Source organism: Shewanella sp. QJM3NY_23, assembly GCF_056173105.1.
The window spans coordinates 148,499-173,600 of record NZ_CM149657.1; the positions used below are offsets into that span (position 1 = coordinate 148,499).

Genomic DNA, 25,102 nt, shown 5'->3' on the forward strand with positions numbered 1-25,102 from the left:
ACTAGTCTATAACTCATATTGAATGCTATTGCTCAGCAACGCTGGGCATTTTCTGAAAAGAAAGGAATATATCGTGGCTAAAGAAAAATTTGAACGTAGTAAACCCCATGTGAACGTTGGTACCATCGGTCACGTTGACCATGGTAAAACCACTCTTACTGCAGCAATCTCTGCTGTATTGACTAAGACATATGGCGGTGAAGCTCGTAACTTCGCACAAATCGATAACGCTCCAGAAGAGCGTGAGCGCGGTATTACAATTAATACTTCTCACATCGAATATGACACTCCATCACGTCACTACGCACACGTAGACTGCCCAGGTCACGCGGATTATGTTAAAAACATGATCACTGGTGCTGCACAGATGGACGGCGCTATCCTAGTAGTTGCTTCTACAGATGGTCCAATGCCACAGACTCGTGAGCACATCCTGCTTTCACGTCAGGTTGGCGTACCTTTCATCATCGTATTCATGAACAAATGTGACATGGTTGATGACGAAGAGCTTCTAGAACTAGTAGAAATGGAAGTTCGTGAACTTCTATCTGAATATGACTTCCCAGGTGATGACCTACCAGTTATCCAAGGTTCTGCGCTTAAAGCCCTTGAAGGCGAGCCAGAGTGGGAAGCTAAGATCCTTGAGCTTGCAGAAGCGCTAGATACTTATATTCCAGAGCCAGAGCGTGCAATTGACGGTGCATTCATTCTTCCAATCGAAGACGTATTCTCAATCGCTGGCCGTGGTACTGTTGTAACTGGTCGTGTAGAGCGCGGTGTGATCAAAGTAGGTGAAGAAGTAGAAATCGTTGGTATTCGCGATACTACTAAGACCACTTGTACTGGTGTTGAAATGTTCCGTAAACTGCTTGACGAAGGTCGTGCAGGTGAGAACTGTGGTGTACTACTACGTGGTACTAAGCGTGATGAAGTTGAGCGTGGTCAAGTATTGGCTAAGCCTGGTTCAATCACTCCACACACTACATTCCAGTCTGAAATCTATGTTCTGTCAAAAGAAGAAGGCGGACGTCACACTCCATTCTTCAAAGGTTACCGTCCACAGTTCTACTTCCGTACAACAGACGTAACCGGTACTATCGAATTGCCAGAAGGCGTAGAGATGGTAATGCCTGGTGACAACGTACAGATGACAGTAACACTGATCTGCCCAATCGCGATGGACGAAGGTTTACGCTTCGCTATCCGTGAAGGTGGCCGTACAGTTGGTGCTGGTGTTGTAGCTAAGATCATTGCTTAATAGCAAAGTGTCTTAACACAATAATAAAAAAGGCAGCTTAGGCTGCCTTTTTTATTGGCTAGAATTTGATGAACACAAAGGCTAGCTTTCTTGATCGGAATAAGTATAATACTCGCCACTTTATAGGGTTAGCAGCTATGTGGTGTTAATTCATGCAGTGGGGTTGATCTCTATGCGTAGATCAGTATAATACCCCCTCTCGCCTTAACCATTAGGTGAGTAAATTGTCGGTTCTAGAAGCCGACGTAAAATAATACAGCGACTCCGATTTGGAGTCGAACGGTTAAATCATCTCGCTCTGCTTTTCCAGTAAGGAAGAAGCTAGAGGGTGATTTTTTATGTGTCCATTTTAGGAGCTCTGGTCAATGCAGAACCAAAGAATCCGTATCCGCTTAAAAGGATTTGATCATCGTCTGATCGATCAATCTACTGCGGAAATCGTTGAAACTGCTAAGCGCACAGGCGCCCAGGTACGTGGCCCAATTCCACTACCTACGCGCAAAGAGCGTTATACCGTTTTGATCTCTCCACACGTTAATAAAGATGCGCGTGATCAGTACGAACTTCGTACTCATAAGCGTCTTGTTGACATCGTAGAGCCGACTGAAAAGACTGTAGATGCATTGATGCGTCTAGATCTTGCGGCAGGTGTTGACGTTCAAATTAGCTTAGGTTAATTGAGATCCTTAGAAGAGGTTTGAGAGATGGCTATCGGTCTTATCGGTCGTAAAGTAGGTATGACTCGCATCTTCACTGAAGATGGTGCGTCAATACCTGTAACAGTAATTGAAATTGCAGCTAACCGCGTTGCTCAAGTGAAAACTTTAGAAACAGACGGCTACCGTGCACTTCAAGTTACTACTGGTACCAAAAAAGCTAATCGCATCACTAAACCAGAAGCAGGTCACTTTGCTAAGGCAGGCGTTGAAGCCGGTCGTGGTTTGTGGGAAGTGCGTTTGGCAGATGGTGAAGGCGAAGGCATTGAAGTTGGTGCCGAGCTTAATGTTGATATCTTCGCTGACGTAGCGAAAGTTGATGTTACTGGTCAATCAAAAGGTAAAGGTTTCCAAGGCGGTATTAAGCGTTGGAATTTCCGTACCCAAGATGCAACACATGGTAACTCATTGGCACATAGAGCTAACGGTTCTATCGGTCAAAACCAAACACCTGGTCGCGTTTTCAAAGGTAAGAAAATGTCAGGCCACATGGGTGCCGAGCGTGTTACTACTCAAAATCTAGACGTTGTACGTGTAGATGTTGAACGTAACTTGCTATTGGTTAAGGGTGCAGTTCCAGGCGCTACTAATGGCGACCTGATCATCAAGCCTGCCGTTAAAGCTTAGGTCTGAGGAGATAGTAATGGAATTGGTATTGAAAGACGCACAGAGTGCTCTTGAAGTTTCCGAAACTACCTTCGGCCGTGACTTTAATGAAGCACTGGTTCATCAGGTAGTTGTAGCATACGCTGCAAACGCGCGTCAGGGCACTCGTGCTCAAAAGACTCGCGCAGAAGTAACTGGCTCTGGCAAAAAGCCATGGCGCCAAAAAGGTACTGGCCGTGCACGTGCCGGTACTGTTAAAGGCCCAATCTGGCGTGGCGGTGGCGTAACATTCGCTGCTAAAGCACAAGATCACAGCCAAAAAGTTAACAAGAAGATGTACCGCGGAGCGCTTAAGAGCATTCTGTCTGAATTAGTACGTCAAGATCGCCTTGTTGTCGTTGAGTCATTTGGTGTTGAAGCTCCTAAAACTAAAGAGCTGAAAGCTAAATTGGCAGAAATGAACCTGGAAGACGTTTTAATTGTTACTCCAGAAATTGACGAGAACTTGTTCTTAGCTGCACGCAACCTATACAAAGTTGACGTTCGTGACGTTGCTGGTATCGACCCAGTTAGCCTAATCGCGTTCAACAAAGTACTAGTTACTGCCGATGCTATTAAGCAAATCGAGGAGATGCTGGGATGATAAGCGAAGAACGTTTGCTAAAAGTTATTCTAGCGCCACACATCTCTGAAAAGAGCACTGTATGCGCTGAGAGTAACAACACGGTCGTTTTCCGTGTGGCTATCGATGCGACTAAAGCTGAAGTTAAAGCTGCAGTAGCTAAGTTGTTCGAAGTTGAAGTAGATTCAGTTCGCACTTTGGTTAACAAAGGTAAAACTAAGCGTCATGGTGCCCGTACTGGCCGCCGTAGCGATTGGAAAAAAGCCTATGTGACTTTAGCTGCTGGTGCTGATATCGATTTCGTCGGCGCTGAGTAAGCAAAGGAGAATTATCATGGCAGTTATTAAGTGTAAGCCAACCTCTGCTGGTCGTCGCCACATGGTTAAAGTGGTAAACAGCGATCTGCACAAGGGTAAACCTTTTGCTGGCTTGTTGGCGAAAAAATCTAAAAGTGGTGGCCGTAATAATACTGGTCGTATCACTGTTCGTCACGTAGGTGGTGGACATAAGCAGCATTACCGTATTGTTGACTTTAAACGCAACAAAGATGGTATCCCTGCAAAAGTTGAACGTTTGGAATATGATCCAAACCGTACAGCTAACATCGCACTTGTTTTGTATGCTGATGGTGAGCGTCGTTATATCCTTGCTGCTAAAGGCATGCAAGCTGGTGATAAGATCCAGTCTGGTATCGATGCAGAAATCAAAGCGGGTAACGCTTTGCCATTACGCAACATCCCAGTAGGTAGTGTTGTACACGCAGTTGAAATGAAGCCTGGTAAAGGTGCTCAAATCGCTCGTTCAGCCGGTACTTATGTACAAGTTGTAGCTCGTGATGGTGCTTACGCTACTCTACGTCTTCGCTCTGGCGAAATGCGTAAAGTACCTGTAGATTGCCGCGCGACATTAGGTGAAGTTGGTAATGCCGAACACATGCTACGCCAGTTAGGTAAAGCAGGTGCTAAGCGCTGGAGAGGCGTACGCCCAACAGTGCGTGGTGTTGCAATGAACCCTGTAGACCATCCACATGGTGGTGGTGAAGGCCGTACTTCTGGTGGCCGTCATCCGGTTTCTCCATGGGGTGTCCCAACTAAGGGTTATAAGACCCGTAGTAATAAACGCACCGACAAGTACATTGTACGTCGTCGTAACAAAAAGTAAGAGGATTCGCCATGCCACGTTCTCTCAAGAAAGGTCCATTCATTGACCTACACTTGCTGAAGAAGGTAGAGAAAGCGATGGAAGCGGGTGACAAAAAGCCTATTAAGACTTGGTCTCGCCGCTCTATGATCATCCCTAACATGATTGGGTTGACCATCGCTGTCCATAATGGTCGTCAGCACGTACCTGTGTTCGTAACTGACGAAATGATCGGCCACAAGCTTGGTGAATTTTCACCAACTCGCACTTATCGCGGCCATGCTGCTGATAAGAAAGCGAAGAAGCGTTAATACGGGAGACTCAAGATGGAAGTTTTAGCTAAACATCGTTTTGCCCGTACGTCGCCTCAAAAGTGTCGTTTGGTTGCAGATCAAATCCGTGGACTGCCTGTTGCTAAGGCTCTCGAAATTTTAACTTTCAGCCCTAAGAAAGCAGCTGTACTTGTCAAAAAAGTACTTGATTCTGCTATCGCTAATGCTGAGCACAATGAAGGTGCTGACATTGACGAGCTGAAAGTTGGAAAAGTCTTTGTAGACGAAGGTCCAACAATGAAGCGTATCATGCCACGTGCCAAAGGCCGTGCTGATCGTATAATCAAGCGTACCAGCCACATCACTGTGGTTGTATCAGATCGCTAGGAGTTAGCAATGGGACAGAAAGTACATCCTAATGGTATCCGTCTGGGTATCACTAAGCCTTGGATCTCGACTTGGTACGCTGATAAATCAGATTATGCCAATAACTTGAGCAGCGACTGGGAAGTGCGTAAGTTTCTAGAAAAGAAACTTAAGCAAGCCTCAGTTTCTAAGATTGTTATCGAGCGTCCAGCTAAGAGTGTTCGTGTTACTATTCACACTGCCCGTCCAGGTGTTGTGATTGGTAAGAAAGGCGAAGACGTTGAAAAATTGCGCAACGAAGTTGCCAAGTTGACTGGTATTCCAGCTCAAATCAACATCGCTGAGATCCGTAAGCCTGAGCTAGATGCGAAGCTTGTTGCCGAAGGCATCGCTTCACAGCTAGAGCGTCGTGTTATGTTCCGTCGTGCTATGAAGCGCGCAGTACAAAATGCAATGCGTCTTGGTGCCAAAGGTATCAAAGTTGAAGTGAGCGGCCGTCTAGGCGGTGCTGAGATTGCGCGTTCGGAGTGGTATCGTGAAGGTCGTGTACCTCTACATACACTGCGTGCTGATATCGACTATTCTACTGCAGAAAGTCACACTCAATACGGTGTGATCGGCGTTAAAGTTTGGGTCTTCAAAGGTGAAGTCCTAGATGGCGTTGTTCCTGCGCACGAAGAGCCGAAACAGCAGCCGAAGCGTAAGCCTCGCGGTAAATAGGAGAGCTGGCAATGCTGCAACCAAAACGAATGAAGTTTCGTAAAATGTTCAAAGGCCGTAACCGCGGTCTAGCGAACGGCACTGAAGTTAGCTTCGGTGAATTCGGTCTGAAAGCTGTTGGACGTGGTCGTCTTACTGCTCGTCAAATCGAAGCTGCGCGTCGTGCGATGACACGTCACATTAAACGTCAAGGTCAAATTTGGATTCGCGTTTTCCCTGACAAACCAATTACCTCTAAGCCTCTTGAAGTGCGTATGGGTAAAGGTAAGGGTAACGTTGAATACTGGGTTTGCCAGATTCAACCTGGTAAGGTTCTTTACGAGATGAATGGTGTATCTGAAGTTCTAGCGCGTGAAGCGTTTGCTTTAGCTGCGGCCAAGCTTCCAATTAAGACTACCTTCGTAACTAAGACGGTGATGTAATGAAAGCGAGCGAACTAACACAGAAGAGCGTTGAAGAATTGAACGCTGAACTGCTTGGTCTGCTGCGTGAGCAGTTTAATCTGCGTATGCAACACGCCACTGGTCAGTTGACTCAAACTCATCAGCTTAAAATCGTGCGTCGTAATATTGCGCGCGTTAAGACCATTATTACTTCTAAGGCGGGTGCATAATGACTGATAAAATCCGTACTATGCAGGGTCGAGTAATTAGCAACAAGATGGACAAGTCTATCACTGTGGCTATTGAACGTATGGTTAAGCATCCTTTATATGGGAAGTTTATCAAGCGTACTACTAAGATTCATGCACATGACGAAACAAATCAGTGTAATGCTGGCGATATCGTGACTATTCGCGAATGCCGTCCGCTGTCTAAGACTAAGTCTTGGACTCTGGTTGAAGTAGTAACGAAAGCCTAATTTTTTAGGCATTAGTGAAACGGCTCCTTCAACTGGGGCCGTTTTTATTTTTAGTACTATCTATTCCAATTTTTGGGTGTTATACTTGCGCGCCTTTTTAGACAATAATATCGTCTAAATCGGCTAAAATATGCCCCAAATGTGGGATTTGTGAAGTAACGATAGCGGAGCACTTAAAATGATCCAAATGCAATCGACTCTAGAAGTCGCCTGTAACAGTGGCGCTCGTAGAGTTCAGTGTATTAAGGTCTTGGGTGGCTCTCATCGTCGTTATGCCGGTATCGGCGACGTCATCAAGGTTTCTGTAAAAGAAGCTATTCCTCGCGGTAAAGCGAAGAAAGGTGATGTGTATAACGCGGTGGTAGTCCGTACTAAGAAAGGCGTTCGTCGTCCAGATGGTTCTGTCATTCGCTTCGATCGGAATGCAGCGGTATTGCTTAACGCAAACCTAGCACCGATTGGTACTCGTATCTTTGGACCAGTGACGCGTGAATTGCGTACCGAACAATTTATGAAAATTGTTTCTCTGGCACCAGAAGTACTGTAAGGAGCTTCAAAATGGCAGCTAAAATCCGTCGTGAAGACGAAGTAATTGTACTAGCAGGTAAAGACAAGGGTAAACGCGGTAAGGTTTCTCGAGTTTTACCAACTGGTAAATTAATTGTAGAAGGCATCAATCTTGTCAAGAAGCACCAGAAGCCTAACCCACAAATGGGTGTGACTGGTGGTATTGTTGAGAAAGAAGCACCGATACAAGCATCAAATGTAGCGATTTTCAACTCTGCCACTGGCAAAGCTGATCGCGTTGGTTTCCGATTTGAAGACGGCCAAAAAGTCCGTTTCTTTAAGTCGAACAGTGAACTCGTTAAGTAATTGGAGTAAACGATGGCGAAACTGCATGATAAATATAAAGAGACTGTTGTCGCTGAACTTGCAAAGAAGTTCGGTTATACCAGTGTCATGCAAGTCCCTCGGATTGAGAAAATCACCCTCAATATGGGTGTTGGCGAAGCTGTAGCAGATAAGAAGGTTATGGAGCATGCGCTTCGTGACATGACTGCTATTGCTGGTCAAAAGCCAGTAGTAACTGTTGCTCGTAAATCAGTTGCTGGTTTTAAAATCCGTGATGGCTACCCGATCGGCTGTAAGGTAACTCTGCGTGGCGAACGCATGTGGGAGTTCCTTGAGCGTTTAGTTGATATCGCAATCCCGCGTATCCGTGACTTCCGTGGTTTGAGCGCTAAGTCGTTCGACGGACGCGGTAACTACGCAATGGGTGTACGTGAGCAAATTATCTTCCCGGAAATCGAGTACGATAAAATCGATAAAATCCGTGGTATGGATATTGTTATCACTACTACTGCGAAGAATGACGAAGAAGGCCGTGCTTTACTAGACGCCTTTAACTTCCCATTCAAGAAATAAGGGTAGCGAAATGGCAAAAAGTTCAATGAAAGCACGTGAAGCAAAACGTGCCAAGCTCGTGGCTAAGTATGCTGAACAGCGTCTAGCTCTTAAGGCTATCATTAGCAGTCCAACTACTTCTGATGAAGATCGTTGGGATGCAGTTCTTAAGCTGCAAGGCCTACCACGTGACTCAAGTTCTGCGCGTCAGCGCAATCGTTGTAGTCAAACTGGTCGCCCACATGGTTTCCTACGCAAATTCGGCTTAAGCCGTATTAAATTGCGTGAAGCTACCATGCGTGGTGAAGTTCCTGGCCTGCGTAAGGCCAGCTGGTAATACTTGTCACGGAGTAAGCTAATATGAGCATGCAAGATCCAATTGCGGATATGTTAACTCGCATTCGTAACGGCCAAGCTGCTAACAAAGTATCAGTATCTATGCCTTCTAATAAGCTAAAAGTTGCTATTGCACAGACGCTTAAAGAAGAAGGTTATATTGCTGACTACGCCGTAGCAGGCGAAGCTAAGCCGGTTTTAGAAATCACTTTAAAGTATTTCCAAGGCCAACCAGTCGTTGAGACTATCCAGCGCGTAAGTCGTCCTGGTCTTCGTATTTACAAAGGTAAAAACGAACTTCCAAAGGTGATGGGCGGACTGGGTGTCGCAATCGTGTCCACTTCTAAAGGTTTGATGACTGATCGTACTGCCCGCCAAAATGGCATGGGTGGGGAAGTTATCTGCTACGTAGCATAAGGAGCTAGCAATGTCTCGTGTCGCAAAAGCACCAGTCGCTATTCCTGCAGGCGTAGAAGTGACTTTAAACGAACAAACTATCACCGTAAAAGGTTCTAAAGGTAGTTTGACTCGAGTAATTAACGCTGACGTTTCTGTTGTTGTAGAAAACAATGAAGTTAAGTGTTCACCAGTTGAAGGCGCTACTAACGCAGCCCAAGCTGGTACTGCTCGAGCTCTAATCAACAACATGGTTGTTGGTGTTAATGAAGGTTTCGAAAAGAAATTAACTCTAGTTGGTGTTGGTTACCGTGCAAAAATTGCTGGTAACGGTATCGACTTGACTCTAGGTTTCTCTCACCCTCTAGTGCACCAGCTTCCTGACGGCGTAACTGCAGAGTGCCCAAGTCAAACTGAAATCGTACTGAAAGGTACTGATAAGCAGTTGATTGGCCAAGTTGCTGCAGAGATTCGTGGCTACCGTCCACCAGAACCTTATAAAGGTAAAGGTGTTCGTTATGCTGATGAACAAGTACGCCGTAAAGAGGCTAAGAAGAAGTAGGTAACGCGATATGGATAAGAAAACATCTCGCTTACGCCGCGCTACTCGCGCCCGTAAGAAGATCCAAGAGCTGGGCGTTAACCGTCTGGTTGTACATCGTACACCACGTCACACGTACGCACAGGTTATTGATGCCAACGCGCAAGTTGTGGCGGCAGCTTCTACTGCTGAGAAAGCGGTATCAGAGCAGCTTAAATACACAGGTAACGTTGATGCAGCAAAAGTAGTGGGTAAAACCGTTGCAGAGCGTGCTATCGAAAAAGGCGTAACTGTAGTTGCATTCGATCGTTCCGGCTTTAAGTATCACGGACGCGTAGCTGCATTAGCAGACGCTGCTCGTGAAGCTGGCCTCCAGTTCTAAGGAATGATTTAAAATGGCTAAATTTGAAGCTCAACAAAAAGACGATCTGCAAGAGAAGTTAGTTGCAGTAAATCGTGTTTCTAAAGTAGTTAAAGGCGGACGTATCTTTAGCTTCACTGCACTAACTGTAGTGGGTGATGGTAACGGTAAAGTCGGCTATGGCTATGGTAAAGCGCGTGAAGTACCTGCAGCAATTCAGAAAGCAATGGAAAAGGCTCGCCGTAACATTGTTTCTGTTGAACTTGTAAATGGTACTTTGCACCACCCTGTAAAGGGCCGTCACACTGGTTCGCGTGTTTACATGCAACCAGCCTCTGAAGGTACTGGTATTATTGCCGGTGGTGCTATGCGCGCCGTATTGGAAGTAGCAGGCGTTCATAACGTTCTGTCAAAAGCATACGGTTCTACTAACCCGATCAACATCGTTCGCGCAACTGTAGATGCGTTGGTGCACATGAAGTCACCAGCTCAAATCGCAGCCAAGCGTGGCCTGAATGTTGATGAAATTCGAGGTTAAGCACCATGGCTACTAAAACTTTAAAAGTGACTCAGACAAAAAGTTCAATTGGACGTTTGCCAAAGCATCGTGCAACTTTAACCGGTCTAGGTCTACGCCGAATTAATCACACTGTTGAAGTAGAAGATACTCCTTCTATTCGCGGTATGATTAACAAGGTTTACTACATGGTTTCGGTGGAGGAAGTATAAGATGCGTCTAAATACTCTATCACCTGCTGCAGGTGCTAAATCAGCAGCTAAGCGTGTAGGTCGCGGTATCGGTTCTGGCTTAGGTAAGACTGCTGGTCGCGGTCACAAAGGTCAGAAGTCTCGTTCAGGCGGCGGCGTTCGCGTCGGTTTCGAAGGTGGTCAAATGCCACTTAAGATTCGTTTGCCGAAGTTTGGTTTCACCTCGCGTAAAGCGTTGGTATCTGCCGAAATTCGTATTAGCGAACTAGCTAAAGTTAACGGTGATGTTGTCGACTTGAATGCACTGAAAGATGCGAATCTCGTTACTCGCAACATACAGTTTGCTAAAGTCGTTCTTTCAGGTACCATTGAACGCCCTGTGACCGTTAAAGGTCTTAAGGTAACTAAAGGTGCTCGTGCAGCTATTGAAGCTGCCGGCGGAAAGATCGAGGAATAATACGTCGATGGCAAAACCAGGACTTGATTTAAAAAGCGCGAAAGGTGGATTTTCTGAATTGAAGACTCGCCTCCTGTTCGTGATTGGTGCGATTATCGTCTTTAGAGCCGGTTCGTTCGTACCAATTCCTGGTATTGACGCAGCTGTATTAGCAGAGCTGTTCAATCAGCAAAAGGGGACCATCCTAGGCATGTTTAACATGTTCTCTGGTGGTGCCCTTGAACGTGCTTCTATCTTTGCATTAGGTATCATGCCGTATATTTCGGCATCGATTATCATGCAACTATTGACTGTCGTACATCCATCACTTGCCGAACTGAAAAAGGAAGGCGAATCTGGGCGTAAGAAGATTAGTCAATATACACGATACGGCACGCTGGTCTTGGGTACATTCCAAGCTATCGGTATCGCAACAGGTTTACCAAACTTAGTCCCAGGTTTAGTTGTAAACCTTGGCTTTAGTTTTTACTTCGTTGCAGTGGTGAGTCTAGTAACAGGAACTATGTTCCTTATGTGGCTAGGTGAACAAATTACCGAAAGAGGCATAGGTAACGGTATCTCGATTCTTATTTTCGCAGGTATTGTTGCTGGTCTACCATCTGCTATCGGCCAAACGGCTGAGCAGGCGCGTCAAGGCGACTTGAACGTACTAGTATTATTGTTGATTGCGGTAATTGTATTTGCTGTAACCTATTTTGTTGTGTTTGTTGAGCGTGGACAACGTCGAATCGTTGTTAACTATGCTAAGCGTCAGCAGGGCCGTAAGGTGTTTGCCGCGCAGAGCACTCACTTACCGCTTAAGGTTAATATGGCTGGTGTGATTCCACCAATTTTTGCGTCAAGCATCATCTTGTTCCCAGGCACACTGGCTCAGTGGTTTGGACAAAATGAAGGTTTATCTTGGTTGAGTGATTTTTCACTCGCAGTATCCCCAGGTCAACCGCTTTACTCATTATTGTACGCAACAGCAATTATCTTCTTCTGTTTCTTTTATACTGCGTTGGTATTTAACCCACGTGAAACAGCAGACAACTTGAAGAAGAGCGGTGCGTTTATTCCCGGGATCCGTCCTGGAGAACAGACTTCGCGTTATATAGATAAAGTAATGACTCGCTTAACATTAGCTGGCGCTTTATACATTACCTTTATCTGTTTAATTCCGGAGTTCATGTTAATCGCGTGGAAGGTACAGTTCTATTTTGGCGGTACCTCACTACTAATTATGGTAGTCGTGATCATGGACTTCATGGCTCAGGTTCAGACCCATATGATGTCTCATCAATATGAGTCTGTGATGAAGAAAGCTAACCTAGTTAACAAAGCGAACTTAGATCGCTTTGGACGCTAAGTAGCTTTACGGAGTGATGAAATGAAAGTTCGAGCTTCCGTGAAGAAGATCTGCCGTAATTGCAAGATCGTCAAGCGTAGCGGCGTTGTACGCGTTATCTGTGTTGAACCAAAACACAAACAGCGTCAAGGCTAAAAACTTTTGACCAGCTCAATAGTTGAGCTGGTCAAAATATTATTTGCAAAATTGTCATCTGTCGAGTATCCTACCGGGCTTTTCACAGATGGCCTTTAACTTATGAGGAGTGCATAGTGGCCCGTATCGCTGGCATTAACATTCCTGATCAAAAGCATACAGTCATTGCATTGACTGCTATCTATGGTATTGGACTTACTCGCGCACAAAAAATCTGCGCGGCTACTTCAATTGCTGAAGATGCTAAGATCAAGGAATTGAGCGAAGCTCAAATAGACACACTACGCGAAGAAGTTGCTAAATACATTGTAGAAGGTGACTTACGTCGTGAAGTATCCATGAGCATCAAGCGTCTAATGGACCTTGGTTGTTATCGTGGTCTTCGCCACCGTCGTAGCCTGCCCCTTCGTGGGCAACGTACTAAGACCAATGCGCGTACGCGTAAAGGTCCACGTAAGCCAATTAGAAAGTAACGGGAAGGTAAACCAATATGGCTAAAGTTCCGTCACGTTCAACGCGCAAGCGCGTACGTAAACAGGTTGCTGATGGCATGGCTCATATCCATGCATCTTTCAACAACACAATTATTACCATTACAGATCGTCAAGGTAATGCACTATCTTGGGCAACTTCTGGTGGTTCAGGTTTCCGTGGTTCACGTAAATCTACCCCATTCGCTGCACAGGTTGCTGCTGAGCGCGCAGGTGTTGCTGCTCAGGACTACGGTGTTAAAAACCTTGAAGTTTTTGTGAAGGGTCCAGGTCCAGGTCGTGAATCAGCTATTCGAGCGCTGAACGCGGTTGGTTATAAAATAACCAACATTACCGATGTGACGCCGATCCCTCATAATGGTTGTCGTCCTCCTAAGAAGCGTCGCGTTTAATCGCCCGTTTTTAATAGGATAGTTGGAGAAAGAACATGGCAAGATACTTGGGTCCAAAGCTCAAGCTCAGCCGCCGAGAAGGTACTGACCTTTTCTTAAAAAGCGGTGTGAGAGCAATTGATTCGAAGTGTAAGCTTGAAGCTGCACCTGGACAACACGGCGCTCGTAAAGCTCGTTTGTCTGAGTATGGCGTTCAGTTACGCGAAAAACAAAAAGTTCGTCGTACTTATGGTGTGCTTGAAAAGCAATTCCGTAACTACTACAAAGATGCTGCACGTATAAAAGGCAACACTGGTGAAAACCTATTGACCCTTTTGGAAACTCGTTTAGATAACGTTGTTTATCGTATGGGTTTCGGTGCTACACGTGCTGAATCACGTCAGCTAGTTAGCCATAAGTCAATTATGGTCAACGGCCGCGTTGTTAACATTCCATCATTTAAAGTGTCTGCGAATGATGTAATTAGCGTTCGTGAGAAGTCTCAGAAGCAAGCTCGTATTAAAGCTGCTTTAGAAGTTGCTGCTCAGCGCGAAAAGCCAACATGGGTTGAAGTAGATACTACTAAGATGGAAGGTGCTTTTAAGCGTCTACCTGAGCGTAGCGATTTATCTGCGGAAATTAACGAACAGCTGATCGTCGAGCTTTACTCTAAGTAAGGCTAATAAACAAGAGAGGACACAATGCAGGGTTCTGTTACAGAATTTCTTAAACCGCGTCTCGTTGATATCGAGCAGGTTAACCCAACACGTGCCAAGGTTACACTAGAACCGCTTGAGCGTGGTTTTGGTCACACTTTAGGTAACGCGTTGCGTCGTATCCTATTGTCGTCTATGCCCGGCTGCGCGGTTACCGAAGTCGAGATTGATGGTGTACTGCACGAATACAGCAGCAAGGAAGGCGTACAAGAGGATATCCTAGAGATCTTGCTTAACCTAAAAGGTTTGGCAGTGGTTATCGAGGGTAAAGACGAGGCTATGCTTACTTTAAGCAAGTCAGGCGCAGGCCCTGTTACCGCAGCAGATATCACGCACGATGGTGATGTTACTATTATGAATCCTGATCATGTTATCTGTCATTTGACTGGTAACAACGATATCAGCATGCGTATCCGCGTTGAGCGTGGTCGTGGTTATGTTCCAGCTTCGGCTAGAGCACAAACTGAAGACGATGATCGCCCAATTGGTCGTTTGTTAGTGGATTCATCTTTCTCACCTGTCGCGCGTATTGCTTACAATGTTGAAGCAGCACGTGTTGAACAGCGTACTGACTTAGACAAACTCGTTATCGATATGACCACAAATGGTACTATTGATCCTGAGGAAGCAATTCGTCGTTCAGCGACTATTCTGGCCGAACAGCTAGATGCGTTTGTTGAATTGCGAGATGTGACTGAGCCGGAACAGAAAGAAGAGAAACCAGAGTTCGACCCAATTCTGTTGCGTCCTGTCGACGATCTAGAGCTAACTGTACGTTCGGCTAACTGTTTGAAAGCCGAAGCGATTCATTACATCGGAGATCTGGTACAGCGTACTGAGGTTGAGCTACTTAAAACACCTAACTTGGGTAAGAAATCTCTTACCGAAATTAAGGATGTGTTGGCTTCTCGCGGACTTTCATTAGGTATGCGTCTAGAAAACTGGCCTCCAGCTAGTTTAGCAGACGACCTATAAGTCTACGTTTGTACAGATTTAGGTAATAAGGATTAGGTCATGCGCCATCGTAAGAGTGGTCGTCAACTAAACCGTAACAGCAGTCATCGCCAAGCTATGTTCCGTAACATGGCAAGCTCTTTAGTCCGTCACGAAGTGATCAAGACTACTGTTGCTAAAGCGAAAGAACTGCGTCGCGTAGTTGAACCTCTAATAACACTTGCTAAGAGTGATAGCGTTGCAAATCGTCGTTTGGCGTTTGCTCGTACTCGCGACGCTGAAGTCGTAGGTAAGTTATTTAATGAGTTGGGTCCACGCTACCAGGAACGTCCTGGTGGTTATACCCGTATCCTAAAGTGCGGTCTACGTACTGGTGATAAAGCGCCAATGGCGTATATTGAACTAGTAGGTCGTCCTGAAGCTGCTGAAGCTGTTGAAGACGCTGCTGAGTAACACTAGGATTAATTGTTAAAAAGCCGGGCTCTGCCCGGCTTTTTTATGTCTTAATTTTATGTGTTAACGATATTTTGTATTTAAATAGATACCTGAAGAGAGCAGTTAAGCTTTATACATTGTGCGTATCTTTTAGTGGGCAGAGTAGGGCTTATTGTGGAGAGCGTAGTATTATTTGAAAGTTTATAGTATTTTTTTACATCGATAATAGTCACTTGAAGGCAAACTTAAGCTCCCAGTTCGACTCAAGAGTTAACCAATATAACCAGCTTTAGAGTGGTAATGAAGCCGATAGAATTGCTTAACGTTTTATTATGCTAAACGGACCGACGATTAGTTTTGAATTTAAAGTGATATTAAAAACGCGTCTCTAGGCAGATATGAGTTGCATCGATTGGGTATAAATCATTCAACCCAATGGGTTTCAGCTTCAATGTTTTTCGGTAAGGTTATATGCCATTTATTCACGCCATAACGACTAAACATAAATTGCCCTTTTCGATCGCTTACATAAGGTAATGTACTAGGAAGTACCCCAAGTAATATCTGGGCTATCAGTTTACTTGCGAGTTTTCCGTGCTCATAGCCATCTAATACATAACCTCCGATATTGGCTTCTTTGCTGACATTAAAATCCCAAAAACCAAAATGTGGAACAGGCGAGTATTTGGCCGTCCACTTGAGTATTGCCTCTGCATCACTATGGTTAGTAAGCTCATCTGTTAAGGTGTGATATAACGCGATAAATAGCCCATCATAGCCATCAGTTTCAGCTTTAATGACAGCCTCTTTCCAATCTTTTTCACTAGTGATTAATTTAAAGTCTAATTGTATCTTACCTATATGAGTCGTTTCATTATTACGAGTTATTGGGTTAAGCGCGGCAACAGATGTTGGACTTGTATCTGAAAGGATGAGCAGTTTTTTGTTTTGCTTATTCGGTAAGATAAAGTCTATTAGTAATAACGAGCGTTTGAACAATGGCCGTTCTAATACCCCGGTAAAGTTTCTATAGTCCTGCAGTTGATGATCCCTAGGGTTTGTATTTAATCCGGTAATCCTCCCATTTTTAACTGCAATTAAAAATAGAAGTTAGGCAGCCATCAGTGGTGGCCTGCCGTTATTAGCTTTATGTGGTCTTTCATGATTGTAAAACCATAACCACTTAGTTGCATAGTCCTGCACCTCTTTAATTGATTCGAACAGGTACTTGCTGAGCCAACTGTACCGAATTGTTTTGTTATGTCGTTCGATATAAGCGTTTTGTTGTGGATTACCTGGTTGAATATATTCAATTCGAATATTCTGGCATTTAGCCCACGTTGTAAACTCAGTACTGATAAACTCAGGGCCGTTGTCACAGCGAATAACTGTTGGCTTAGCTCGATACTCAAATACCTGCTCTAGCGCTCTAATAACCCTTACAGCAGGAAGTGAAAATCCTGGTTCAATCACTAAAGCTTCACGCCGATAATCATCTATGACATTAAATAATCGGTAATTTCGACCATCTGATAACTGGTCATGCATAAAGTCGACAGACCATACTTGGTTAGGTTTTATCGGCTCTTTTAGTGGTTCCGGTGCATTTCGTTTGAGTCGACGTCTTGGACGAATACGCAGGTTCAGCGCTAGCTCACAGTAAATTCGGTACACTCGCTTATGATTCCATGGCTTGCCTTTTACATTACGTAAATAATCGAAGCACAGACCGAAGCCCCAATCACTTTCATCTTCGGTCAGCTTAATTAGCCAATTTGAAATCTGTGTATTTTCCGCCGATAATTTTGCTTGATAACGAAAGCATGTCTCACTGATAAAGAAAGCCGAGCAGGCCTTACTAATACTGATGTTGTGGTTAGCCACCGCAAACTGAGCGAGTTCTCTTCGCTCACAGGGCTTTACCACTTTTTTGCCATAGCTTCCTGAATGATTTCAGCTTTAAGACGCTCTTCTGCGTACATTTTTTTGAGTCGCCTATTTTCATCTTCTAGCTCTTTCATCCGAGCCATGAGTGATGCATCCATTCCCCCATATTTAGCACGCCATTTATAAAACGTTGCACTGCTCATACCGTGCTCTCGGCAAAGCTCAGGTGCGGGCGTACCAGCTTCAGCTTGCTTCAAAATCGTCATAATTTGACTATCCGTGTACCGCGACTTTTTCATATAGAACCTCCTGCGTTTAACTTACGAGAAAACTCTACTTTTAACAGCTGTTATTTTTCGGGGGGATTACCATCCGAGAAATACAACCGGCGTATCGGTCCTACTTAAACGCCTACTGAGTAATGCAATCGCGTTATCGTCAGCAAGTACGACCAAATCAGGTTTATTCGCTGAATATGCTTCCCATGCGGCTTCTGCAAGCCTTGAATAGTGAGAGTAGGGTAGTCGTTTAGAGTTTAGGTAAAAATGAGTGATATGCGCGTTTGGCTTGAGTTGTTCTTTAAGGCCTAGGCTGTAACTTGCTGTCCATGGATTGTCACTGTGATAACTGTGGATGATCATTATGTTTGCAGCGTTGAGTGGGAGACGCATGATGTAGATGAGTAATAAGAGAATGCTGCGCATGTATTATATCCTTATCGAAATGCCCACTATAGTTATAGTCTCTCTTATGTGTAAGGAATAGAGGTAATAAAAAGGCCTCAATAGAGGCCTTTAATAATGATCTTATTTAGTAACTGGCTTTCTGCTCGCTGCCATACTCAAGCTTTTCATGAGTTTGGCCCATTGCTTCGGCGACTTCAGGTGGCATGTAGTTCTCATCATGCTTAGCTAATACCTCGGTTGCCTCAAGTTTACCATTCTCAATTAATACACCTTGAGCAACGATACCTTGGCCTTCACGGAAAAGGTCAGGTAGAAGATCGTCATACGTGACAATAACTTCACCGCCGAGAGAGTCGTGTACCGCAAATTCGACATGTAGGCTATCAGGGTCGCGGATCATTGATCCGACAGTAACCATACCGCCGACACGAATGCGCTGGCCAACTTCGGGTTTTACTCCAGTGTCTTTTTTGCCCTGCACAATTTCAGTAGGGGTATAAAATAGGTTTAGGTTCGAATTCAACGCATACAATAGTAGCGAGGCAATGGCAGCAACTCCACCGATTAAAGCGGTTGCAAGGGCAAGTCTCTTCTTACGTCTGGCGTTCACTATTGATTACTCCGGTTTGCTTTGAGGCGTTCTTCACGTTGCATTTTCTTTGATATTTCAATGAGTATCTTACGTTTTTGACGCACACTGAAAAAAATCAAGGTTGCTAACGAGAAGACCGTTATCCCATAAGATAGCCATACATAAAAAGCATAGCCACCCATATTTAAAAAATCTGTTAATGAATCGAATTGCATTATTTGACTCCTTCAGCTTTAGCGAGTTCCCGAACCCATGGGCGCATACCATTTCTGGCTAAGATTTCTGCCCTAAAACGAACTAAAGTAATCGCACCTATCATTAAGCCGAACCCTAGGATATTTATCAGTAGCGGATAAAGCATCTCAGGTGCCATTGAAGACTTCTCGGTAATCTTAATTGTTGCTGGTTGATGTAATGAGTTCCACCATTCAACAGAGTACTTGATAATTGGGATATTAATTACACCAACGATGGCTAAGATACCTGCTGCTCGTGCTGCCAGTACTTTATCTTCGAATGACGCATACAGTGAAATGACACCCAAATAAAGGAAAAGCAGCACTAACTCAGATGTTAACCTCGCATCCCATACCCACCATGTTCCCCACATAGGCTTACCCCAAGCCGCGCCGGTGATTAATGCGATAAAGGTGACAACTGCGCCGATAGGTGCAATTGCAGCCGCAGCCCAATCGGCCGATTTGATTTGCCATACCAAACCGATAAAGGCCGATGTCGCCATTGCCATATAGGCTGACATCGACATGGATGCAGCGGGTACGTGGATAAAGATAATGCGGTAACTATCACCTTGTTGGTAATCTACTGGGGCAAAAAGTAGTCCCCAAATTGATCCGACACCTATAAAAGCTATTGCTAACGTGGCAAACCAAGGCAGTAGTGTGCCTGAGAGGTTATATGCACGTTGAGGATCTGCATATGAATGTAGCCATTTCCACATATTAGTTAGTACTCACTCTTAGTGAAGCACCTATTGCAAAAGGTGCTAAAATTAACGAACCGACCAACATCGCGCCAATAATCGCGAGATGGCCGCTATAGGGTAGGTTTAATCCGGCAGCATCGATCGCGCTGGTCGCGAAAATCAATACTGGAATGTACAACGGCAAAATCAACAAGCTTAATAATACGCCACCTTTACGCAATCCTACGGTTAATGCTACTCCGATTGCGCCCAGCAAACTGAGTACTGGGGTTCCTAGGGCTAGGGTTGCCATAAGCGCACCATAGCTATTGTCTTCAAGGTGTAATAATACCGCCAGTAATGGCGCGACTAAAATTAAGGGTACGCCTGTTAATATCCAATGAGCTAATACCTTAGCTAATACCATTAGTGACAATGGCTGTGGACTTAACAACATCTGCTCAAGGCTACCGTCGACAAAGTCAGCTTTAAAAAGACGCTCTAATGACAGCATCGATGCGAGTAATGCGGCGACCCAGATGATCCCTGGTGCTACTCGCGATAGTACTTGTGGTTCAGGACCAATACCAAGCGGAAATAGGGTGACTACTAGGATAAAAAATAGCAGTGGATTAAAAATATCACCCTTGTGCCTAATGGCAATCTGTAGATCGCGCTTGAGTAGGGTATAAAACGCTTGGGTAAAACTAATGCCTTTGTTCATCTACTGCACCTTATACAAAGCGGTAATCGAGTCGAATCTTTCGCAAGATATCATCACCTATAATACTCATATCTTGATGAGTCGTCATGATGACACAACCCCCGCTTTCAGCATGACGTAAAAATAGGTGTTCCAACTCTTCAACGCCTTTCTTATCAATGGCAGTAAATGGTTCATCGAGTAGCCATACTTTACAGTTGGTATGCCACAGCCTGGCTAATGCTGTTCTTCTATGTTGGCCAGCAGAAAGGTGCCCTGCAAGCGCTTCTTCAAACCCTGATAAATTGACTTTTGCTAAAATGTCATTGGTATTGAAATCATCATACCCACTGATTCTTAAATTAAAGTTAAGGTTTTCTTCTGCGGTTAATTCACTCTTAACGCCTGCTAAATGCCCTAGATAGAGTAGGTCATCGTTATACTCGTCACGGCAGCGGGTAATATCTTCGCCTTTATAACGGGTTTCTCCGGCGTAGGGGCGGGACAAGCCAGCGAGTATTCGTAATAGGCTCGTTTTGCCGGCACCATTAGGCCCTTCAATCTGAACTATTTCGCCAGCTTGGATGTGAAAACTTAGTTCATCAAATAAGATCCGCTCTTCTCTAATGCACGTTAAGTTATCGGCTGATACCAGTGTTGTTGCTATTTTTTCTTTTACCACTGAACCCTCTATCTCAAGCCATATGTCATCTAAAGCGATATTAACATACTCCCCTAATAGGGTTTAGTAATGGTTACTTTTTAGTGTCAGCAATTTGATATGCTTCCAAAAAGTGAAACCTTTTAACACCTAGCATTGAACTTTTTCAACTTTTTCTAATGTAGCAGTTATGTTTGCTTAATAGGGTGGGGTGACACTTGAATTTCTGACGTTAGTCACAAAAAGATGAGATTTATTGAAGTTTGATGTATCCTAGAGGCGCTAAAAATTAAGTCTACCCAACGTACTGTCAGGGTGGCATTGAGCTTTGTTAATATTTGCATTAGGAACACTGAACATGAAAAAACTGTTAGCATTGTCAGCAGTGGCTGCATTGACCTTGTCAGCAAACGTATTTGCACAAGAAGGTGAAGCTATTTATAACAAGGCATGCCAAGTATGCCACAGCATGGGTGTAGCTGGAGCACCAAAAGCTCACGATGCAGCTGCATGGGAACCTCGCTTAGCTAAAGGTATTGACGCCTTAGTGGGTAGCGTGAAAACCGGTCTAAACGCAATGCCACCAGGTGGTATGTGTACAGATTGTACTGACGAAGATTACAAGAACGCTATTGAGTTCATGTCTAAGTAATTTGTTCGTTAATGAAAAAACCGGCGCAGAGCCGGTTTTTTTGTGCCAAAAATTAATCATCTGTCTAAGTTTGATGAGTTTTAGTCACAAAAAAGCCGACCTAATGGGGTCGGCTTTCTATGTGTTAACTGTGGTCAGTATCTTTGCAGGGCTATTGCACCTGAGTATCCAGGACCAGAGTCGCTGTCGATCCCACGGCAACGGTTTGTAAGTGGCCTTGTATATCACCTGGTTGCGCTTTAACCGAACCATGTTTTGACAGTACTGCAATGATTTCAACATTGCTCACGTCACTTAACTTTAAGTCTCCGCCCATACCAGTACTGTCATCTAAGGTGATTGTCATCGGTAATGACTTTGCTGATATTTTTGTTGCCGCTAGCGGAACTTTAGGGCCTTCAATATTACGAGCGAAGATGAACAACATATCGCTACTGCCGACTTGTGCTTGAAGCTCTGGAGAAATTGATACATTGACGTTAATGGTTTTGCCAATGCCTGCCTGCTGATGCGTTGCATCGTTTGGCATTTCGCCTGTCTCAGCTTGCATTCTCATCTTGGCGCTTTCGATGGCGTTAATAATGGCACCGCGGTCAACATCACTGCGATCACTGTCGAGAATGGTTTGCCATGCTTCAATCGACTTATTGTAATTAGCACTAAAGAAGGCATCCATTGCCACGAGTAATAGGGTGGAAGGATCTTGAGGATCTAATGTTAATGCTTGATCGATAAGTACTTGAACTTCCGGTGTCATGCGTTGATCAGCCTGATAGTACATGGCGGTTGCTTTTGGCCCCAGCAATTCAGCGTGGGTACCGACAAGCTCCATTGCCTTATCAAATGCCTTAACAGCATCATTATAACGGTTGGCACTAATATAAGTATGCCCTAAACTAAAGAGTAACTGGCTATTGTCTGGCTCTGCTTTTAATTGGGCTTCCATCATGTTGATACGTTGAGCCATAATTTGGCTTGCATCCATTCCTGCATGAGGGTTTGCAGGTTCGGCGCGATCTAGATTAGCGTATGCCCCTAAGTTGCTATACATATAACCAGAGATGCCTAATACTGCGACCGACATCAGGACTGGCCATAATAGACCTTTAGGTTTGGCTTGATTGACTAAAGATTCATCTTCACCTTGCTTCATATCTTGCAGCAAGCTGATTTCAAGTTCTTTCTTCAGGGCATTAAATTCATCTTGATCGAGTAGCTCATCTTGGAGTTCTTTTTCTAGAGTAGCGAGTCGATTATTAAAGAGATCGAGGTTCGTTTCGTTACGAACGCCAGTCTCTGCCGCCTGCAGCATTTTTCGCTGACGGAAGTGAGGAAACCAAATCAGCGCGAGGCTGACTAATACAAAAAGCGCAATAAAAATCCAGAGAGTGGTCATTATTTCATTTTCACATTAGTTGCAGGAGAGCGGGTACACCGCAGGATTAAGGGTCAGATTATACGGAAAGATTATTCATTGAACAGTAATATAAGCCATTAAATGACTTTAAAAAGCGATACTTTTGCACTGGTTCACAGTTCGATTCTATTTTAAAAAATTGTTTGAAACTTAAGTTTCAAACAAGGGTCAGAGATTAAAATCTGTCAGTTTTTAACATAGTTAGCTGTGACTATTGATAGAGTAAGAATGAGACAGGTCACCCATTATTGGCCGAAAGAAGCAGACAGATACAATAGCAAATACTAAAATGACTCAAAATTTGTACCTTGAGTAGTGTGAATCGCAAACTCTCGTGAATCAGTAAAGCGCTGGCTTAACTGATGACTATATAGGACTGAGGAAACCCCATGATCCCTGAATTAGGACACTTTTCGTTGATAATAGGTTTGGCTTTTGCCTTTCTATTAGCCAGCGTGCCTTTAATCGGTGTTGCCCGTAAAGATCAATACCTTGTACGATATGCTTGGCCATTAAGCTATGGCATGTTCTTCTTTATTTTTCTCTCTGTTATCGTGTTGGGCTATAGTTTTGCCGTCGATGACTTCTCAGTTGCTTATGTAGCGCATCACTCCAATTCTCAATTACCGATTTTCTTCAAAATTGCCGCCGTATGGGGCGGACATGAAGGCTCGTTGCTGTTCTGGGTATTTGCTTTATCCGTATGGACCGCCGCGGTAGCGCTTTTCAGTAAAGGGCTAGAAGAGGTGTTCACTGCTAGAGTGTTAGCGATCTTAGCTATGATCGTGATTGGCTTTAGTTTGTTCATGTTATTGACATCGAGTCCTTTTGAGCGTTTGTTTCCTATCCCAATGGAAGGACGCGACCTTAACCCTATGTTGCAAGATGTTGGATTAATCTTCCATCCACCTATGCTGTATCTCGGTTATGTCGGTTTTTCTGTAAGCTTTGCATTTGCGATTGCGGCATTAATGGGTGGACGCCTTGATTCGGCATGGGCACGCTGGAGTCGTCCTTGGACATTGGCCGCATGGATTTTTCTTACCGGCGGCATCTCATTAGGTTCATGGTGGGCATATTATGAACTTGGCTGGGGCGGTTGGTGGTTCTGGGACCCGGTCGAGAACGCCTCATTCATGCCTTGGTTGATTGGTACTGCATTGTTGCATTCGGTTATTGTGACCGAGAAGCGTGCCACATTCCGTAACTGGACTGTATTGCTTTCAATCTTCGCATTTTCATTAAGCCTGTTAGGTACCTTTATTGTACGTTCAGGTGTATTGACATCCGTTCACTCATTTGCAGCCGATCCTGGTCGCGGTATGTTTATTCTGCTGCTACTTGGTTTAGCTATCGGTGGTTCGTTAACCCTATTCGCTTTCCGTGCTAGCGATATGAAGAGCCCTGCACGTTTTGAGTTAATGTCAAAAGAAACCATGCTACTGGTGTGTAATATTCTGCTAACAGTGGCTTGTGGTACTGTATTGCTTGGTACCTTATACCCGCTGCTTATTGATGCACTAAACATGGGTAAGATCTCTGTAGGCCCACCATATTTCAACGCGGTGTTTGTACCCATAGTACTTGTGCTGTTTGTGTTTATGGGGATTGGTCCCAGTATTCGTTGGAAACGCGCTAAAGCCGGCGAGCTTAGACGTAAATTAGTTGTACCGGCAATCGTTGCGGCCATTGTTGGTATTGCGGCGCCTTTCTTAGTCGATGGTAAATTTAATATCTGGGTCACTCTAGGTATAGGTATTGCGACTTGGGTGGTACTGGCAACACTACGAGCTGCCTACGACATTGTTAATGGTAAAGATGGCGTTAGCCTTGCGCGTATGGGACGCAGCCAGCTAGGTATGGTGATTGCTCACCTAGGTATTGCCGTTTCTGTTATCGGCGCGACTATGGTCTCGAACTACTCTATTGAAAAGAGCGTGCGTATGGGACCTGGCATCACCCAAGAGTTGGCTGGTTACAGTTTCCACTATATTGAAACCAAAAATGTCGTGGGGCCTAACTATACCGCACAGCAGGGCCAGGTTGAGGTGAGTAAGGATGGCGAGTTTATCACCCTGCTTAAGCCTGATCGTCGCCAATATAATGTCCGTACTATGGATATGACTGAGGCGGGTATTGATTGGGGGCTGTTCCGTGATTTATATATCACTATGGGAGATCCAATTAGCCGTACTGAATTTGCAGTACGTCTGAACTATAAGCCATTTGTACGTTGGTTATGGTTTGGTAGTATTTTCATGATGGTGGGTGGTGTCTTTGCGGCTTCAGATAAGCGTTATCGTAAAGTCAAAGTAAGCGAAACAACCAAAGAAAAAGCTAAAGAAGATTTAGCAACGGCATAACT

Annotated in this window: 40 protein-coding genes; 31 read left to right on the forward strand and 9 right to left on the reverse strand. The window is 44.5% G+C overall.

The features are described 5' to 3' along the window. The first annotated feature begins 73 nt into the window (after positions 1-73). The 29 genes from tuf (at position 74) to rplQ (ending at position 15,232) form a co-directional block, all read left to right on the forward strand. The gene (gene tuf, locus AC0VXX_RS00680; protein WP_475515498.1) at positions 74-1,258 is read left to right on the forward strand and encodes an elongation factor Tu; all 1,185 of its coding nucleotides are present in this window, start codon (positions 74-76) and stop codon (positions 1,256-1,258) included. Between the two features lie 365 nt (positions 1,259-1,623). Next, positions 1,624-1,935, forward strand: a complete 312-nt coding sequence (rpsJ, locus tag AC0VXX_RS00685) for a 30S ribosomal protein S10 (RefSeq protein ID WP_011070616.1) — start codon at positions 1,624-1,626, stop codon at positions 1,933-1,935. A gap of 27 nt (positions 1,936-1,962) precedes the next feature. Further along, a complete protein-coding gene (rplC, locus tag AC0VXX_RS00690) occupies positions 1,963-2,601 on the forward strand; it encodes a 50S ribosomal protein L3 (protein ID WP_110456984.1) in 639 nt (212 codons plus the stop codon). Between the two features lie 16 nt (positions 2,602-2,617). Next, positions 2,618-3,223, forward strand: coding sequence for a 50S ribosomal protein L4 (rplD, locus tag AC0VXX_RS00695; RefSeq protein ID WP_110456983.1), 606 nt, complete (start codon positions 2,618-2,620; stop codon positions 3,221-3,223). Further along, positions 3,220-3,519, forward strand: coding sequence for a 50S ribosomal protein L23 (gene rplW, locus AC0VXX_RS00700; RefSeq protein WP_475515504.1), 300 nt, complete (start codon positions 3,220-3,222; stop codon positions 3,517-3,519). Before rplD ends, rplW begins: the two co-directional genes overlap by 4 nt. 16 nt (positions 3,520-3,535) lie before the next feature. Next, positions 3,536-4,363: a 50S ribosomal protein L2 gene (gene rplB, locus AC0VXX_RS00705; protein ID WP_475515505.1), complete on the forward strand. Its 828-nt coding sequence runs from the start codon at positions 3,536-3,538 to the stop codon at positions 4,361-4,363. Positions 4,364-4,374: 11 nt separating this feature from the next. After that, on the forward strand, positions 4,375-4,653 hold the full coding sequence (gene rpsS, locus AC0VXX_RS00710; protein ID WP_006083596.1) for a 30S ribosomal protein S19: 279 nt from the start codon (positions 4,375-4,377) through the stop codon (positions 4,651-4,653). Positions 4,654-4,668: 15 nt separating this feature from the next. Beyond that, positions 4,669-5,001, forward strand: coding sequence for a 50S ribosomal protein L22 (gene rplV, locus AC0VXX_RS00715; protein ID WP_011863971.1), 333 nt, complete (start codon positions 4,669-4,671; stop codon positions 4,999-5,001). A 9-nt stretch (positions 5,002-5,010) separates the two neighbouring features. Beyond that, positions 5,011-5,700: a 30S ribosomal protein S3 gene (gene rpsC, locus AC0VXX_RS00720; RefSeq protein WP_110456982.1), complete on the forward strand. Its 690-nt coding sequence runs from the start codon at positions 5,011-5,013 to the stop codon at positions 5,698-5,700. 11 nt (positions 5,701-5,711) lie between these two features. Then, positions 5,712-6,122, forward strand: a complete 411-nt coding sequence (gene rplP / locus AC0VXX_RS00725; RefSeq protein WP_475515506.1) for a 50S ribosomal protein L16 — start codon at positions 5,712-5,714, stop codon at positions 6,120-6,122. Beyond that, positions 6,122-6,313 (forward strand): 50S ribosomal protein L29, encoded by a 192-nt coding sequence (gene rpmC / locus AC0VXX_RS00730; RefSeq protein ID WP_011863974.1) that lies wholly within the window; start codon positions 6,122-6,124, stop codon positions 6,311-6,313. The genes rplP and rpmC overlap by 1 nt, the downstream gene beginning before the upstream one ends. Next, positions 6,313-6,561 carry a 30S ribosomal protein S17 gene (rpsQ, locus tag AC0VXX_RS00735; protein ID WP_110456980.1) on the forward strand — a complete coding sequence of 83 codons (249 nt, stop codon included), beginning with the start codon at positions 6,313-6,315 and terminating at the stop codon, positions 6,559-6,561. The genes rpmC and rpsQ overlap by 1 nt, the downstream gene beginning before the upstream one ends. A gap of 178 nt (positions 6,562-6,739) precedes the next feature. After that, entirely contained in the window at positions 6,740-7,108 is a 369-nt protein-coding gene (rplN, locus tag AC0VXX_RS00740) for a 50S ribosomal protein L14 (protein WP_011863976.1), read from the forward strand. 11 nt (positions 7,109-7,119) lie between these two features. Beyond that, positions 7,120-7,434, forward strand: a complete 315-nt coding sequence (gene rplX, locus AC0VXX_RS00745; RefSeq protein ID WP_475515507.1) for a 50S ribosomal protein L24 — start codon at positions 7,120-7,122, stop codon at positions 7,432-7,434. A gap of 12 nt (positions 7,435-7,446) precedes the next feature. Then, positions 7,447-7,986, forward strand: a complete 540-nt coding sequence (gene rplE / locus AC0VXX_RS00750; protein WP_110456978.1) for a 50S ribosomal protein L5 — start codon at positions 7,447-7,449, stop codon at positions 7,984-7,986. Between the two features lie 10 nt (positions 7,987-7,996). Then, a complete protein-coding gene (rpsN, locus tag AC0VXX_RS00755) occupies positions 7,997-8,302 on the forward strand; it encodes a 30S ribosomal protein S14 (RefSeq protein ID WP_110456977.1) in 306 nt (101 codons plus the stop codon). A 23-nt stretch (positions 8,303-8,325) separates the two neighbouring features. Further along, positions 8,326-8,718 carry a 30S ribosomal protein S8 gene (gene rpsH, locus AC0VXX_RS00760; RefSeq protein WP_110456976.1) on the forward strand — a complete coding sequence of 131 codons (393 nt, stop codon included), beginning with the start codon at positions 8,326-8,328 and terminating at the stop codon, positions 8,716-8,718. 10 nt (positions 8,719-8,728) lie between these two features. After that, entirely contained in the window at positions 8,729-9,259 is a 531-nt protein-coding gene (rplF, locus tag AC0VXX_RS00765; RefSeq protein WP_475515508.1) for a 50S ribosomal protein L6, read from the forward strand. 10 nt (positions 9,260-9,269) lie between these two features. Beyond that, positions 9,270-9,620, forward strand: coding sequence for a 50S ribosomal protein L18 (gene rplR, locus AC0VXX_RS00770; protein WP_028764670.1), 351 nt, complete (start codon positions 9,270-9,272; stop codon positions 9,618-9,620). 13 nt (positions 9,621-9,633) lie between these two features. Next, entirely contained in the window at positions 9,634-10,137 is a 504-nt protein-coding gene (gene rpsE, locus AC0VXX_RS00775; RefSeq protein WP_110456974.1) for a 30S ribosomal protein S5, read from the forward strand. Positions 10,138-10,142: 5 nt separating this feature from the next. Next, positions 10,143-10,328, forward strand: coding sequence for a 50S ribosomal protein L30 (gene rpmD, locus AC0VXX_RS00780; protein WP_028764668.1), 186 nt, complete (start codon positions 10,143-10,145; stop codon positions 10,326-10,328). A gap of 1 nt (position 10,329) precedes the next feature. Continuing rightward, complete coding sequence (rplO, locus tag AC0VXX_RS00785; RefSeq protein ID WP_110456973.1) at positions 10,330-10,764, forward strand: 50S ribosomal protein L15; 435 nt, start codon at positions 10,330-10,332, stop codon at positions 10,762-10,764. A 7-nt stretch (positions 10,765-10,771) separates the two neighbouring features. Next, the gene (gene secY, locus AC0VXX_RS00790) at positions 10,772-12,112 is read left to right on the forward strand and encodes a preprotein translocase subunit SecY (protein WP_475515509.1); all 1,341 of its coding nucleotides are present in this window, start codon (positions 10,772-10,774) and stop codon (positions 12,110-12,112) included. A gap of 21 nt (positions 12,113-12,133) precedes the next feature. Continuing rightward, positions 12,134-12,247, forward strand: coding sequence for a 50S ribosomal protein L36 (gene rpmJ, locus AC0VXX_RS00795; protein WP_006083579.1), 114 nt, complete (start codon positions 12,134-12,136; stop codon positions 12,245-12,247). 116 nt (positions 12,248-12,363) lie between these two features. Then, positions 12,364-12,720 (forward strand): 30S ribosomal protein S13, encoded by a 357-nt coding sequence (gene rpsM, locus AC0VXX_RS00800; protein ID WP_110456971.1) that lies wholly within the window; start codon positions 12,364-12,366, stop codon positions 12,718-12,720. Positions 12,721-12,737: 17 nt separating this feature from the next. After that, a complete protein-coding gene (gene rpsK, locus AC0VXX_RS00805) occupies positions 12,738-13,130 on the forward strand; it encodes a 30S ribosomal protein S11 (protein ID WP_011863988.1) in 393 nt (130 codons plus the stop codon). Between the two features lie 35 nt (positions 13,131-13,165). Next, entirely contained in the window at positions 13,166-13,786 is a 621-nt protein-coding gene (gene rpsD / locus AC0VXX_RS00810; RefSeq protein WP_110456970.1) for a 30S ribosomal protein S4, read from the forward strand. A gap of 24 nt (positions 13,787-13,810) precedes the next feature. Beyond that, a complete protein-coding gene (locus tag AC0VXX_RS00815) occupies positions 13,811-14,800 on the forward strand; it encodes a DNA-directed RNA polymerase subunit alpha (RefSeq protein ID WP_011863990.1) in 990 nt (329 codons plus the stop codon). Between the two features lie 39 nt (positions 14,801-14,839). Beyond that, positions 14,840-15,232, forward strand: coding sequence for a 50S ribosomal protein L17 (rplQ, locus tag AC0VXX_RS00820; RefSeq protein WP_220062695.1), 393 nt, complete (start codon positions 14,840-14,842; stop codon positions 15,230-15,232). A 405-nt stretch (positions 15,233-15,637) separates the two neighbouring features. Here the strand turns inward: rplQ and AC0VXX_RS00825 are convergent, their stop codons facing one another. The 8 genes from AC0VXX_RS00825 to ccmA all read right to left on the reverse strand — a co-directional run bounded on the left by AC0VXX_RS00825 (position 15,638) and on the right by ccmA (position 20,689). Further along, positions 15,638-16,213 carry a hypothetical protein gene (locus AC0VXX_RS00825; RefSeq protein WP_475515510.1) on the reverse strand — a complete coding sequence of 192 codons (576 nt, stop codon included), beginning with the start codon at positions 16,211-16,213 and terminating at the stop codon, positions 15,638-15,640. Between the two features lie 111 nt (positions 16,214-16,324). Then, positions 16,325-17,400, reverse strand: a protein-coding gene (locus tag AC0VXX_RS00830; protein WP_475514310.1) for an IS3 family transposase whose coding sequence is annotated in 2 segments (ribosomal slippage) — positions 16,325-17,148 and positions 17,148-17,400 — 1,077 coding nt in all. Because the reading frame shifts where the segments join, the coding sequence is not laid out codon by codon here. Positions 17,401-17,466: 66 nt separating this feature from the next. Continuing rightward, on the reverse strand, positions 17,467-17,805 hold the full coding sequence (locus tag AC0VXX_RS00835) for a hypothetical protein (protein WP_475515511.1): 339 nt from the start codon (positions 17,803-17,805) through the stop codon (positions 17,467-17,469). Between the two features lie 106 nt (positions 17,806-17,911). Then, on the reverse strand, positions 17,912-18,397 hold the full coding sequence (ccmE, locus tag AC0VXX_RS00840) for a cytochrome c maturation protein CcmE (RefSeq protein WP_475515512.1): 486 nt from the start codon (positions 18,395-18,397) through the stop codon (positions 17,912-17,914). Beyond that, positions 18,397-18,594, reverse strand: coding sequence for a heme exporter protein CcmD (gene ccmD / locus AC0VXX_RS00845; protein ID WP_110456966.1), 198 nt, complete (start codon positions 18,592-18,594; stop codon positions 18,397-18,399). Before ccmD ends, ccmE begins: the two co-directional genes overlap by 1 nt. Beyond that, positions 18,594-19,340, reverse strand: coding sequence for a heme ABC transporter permease (locus AC0VXX_RS00850; protein ID WP_475515513.1), 747 nt, complete (start codon positions 19,338-19,340; stop codon positions 18,594-18,596). Before AC0VXX_RS00850 ends, ccmD begins: the two co-directional genes overlap by 1 nt. 1 nt (position 19,341) lies before the next feature. Further along, positions 19,342-20,028 (reverse strand): heme exporter protein CcmB, encoded by a 687-nt coding sequence (gene ccmB / locus AC0VXX_RS00855; protein WP_110456964.1) that lies wholly within the window; start codon positions 20,026-20,028, stop codon positions 19,342-19,344. A gap of 10 nt (positions 20,029-20,038) precedes the next feature. After that, positions 20,039-20,689, reverse strand: a complete 651-nt coding sequence (gene ccmA / locus AC0VXX_RS00860) for a cytochrome c biogenesis heme-transporting ATPase CcmA (protein WP_475515514.1) — start codon at positions 20,687-20,689, stop codon at positions 20,039-20,041. 337 nt (positions 20,690-21,026) lie between these two features. On the opposite strand from ccmA, the gene AC0VXX_RS00865 reads away from it, so the two are divergent. Further along, positions 21,027-21,320 carry a c-type cytochrome gene (locus tag AC0VXX_RS00865; RefSeq protein ID WP_475515515.1) on the forward strand — a complete coding sequence of 98 codons (294 nt, stop codon included), beginning with the start codon at positions 21,027-21,029 and terminating at the stop codon, positions 21,318-21,320. Positions 21,321-21,471: 151 nt separating this feature from the next. On the opposite strand, the gene ccmI is transcribed toward AC0VXX_RS00865, so the two are convergent. Continuing rightward, positions 21,472-22,716 carry a c-type cytochrome biogenesis protein CcmI gene (gene ccmI / locus AC0VXX_RS00870; RefSeq protein ID WP_475515516.1) on the reverse strand — a complete coding sequence of 415 codons (1,245 nt, stop codon included), beginning with the start codon at positions 22,714-22,716 and terminating at the stop codon, positions 21,472-21,474. 410 nt (positions 22,717-23,126) lie between these two features. Between ccmI and AC0VXX_RS00875 the strand changes: the two genes are divergently transcribed. Then, positions 23,127-25,100: a heme lyase CcmF/NrfE family subunit gene (locus AC0VXX_RS00875; RefSeq protein ID WP_475515517.1), complete on the forward strand. Its 1,974-nt coding sequence runs from the start codon at positions 23,127-23,129 to the stop codon at positions 25,098-25,100. Positions 25,101-25,102 lie beyond the last annotated feature (2 nt).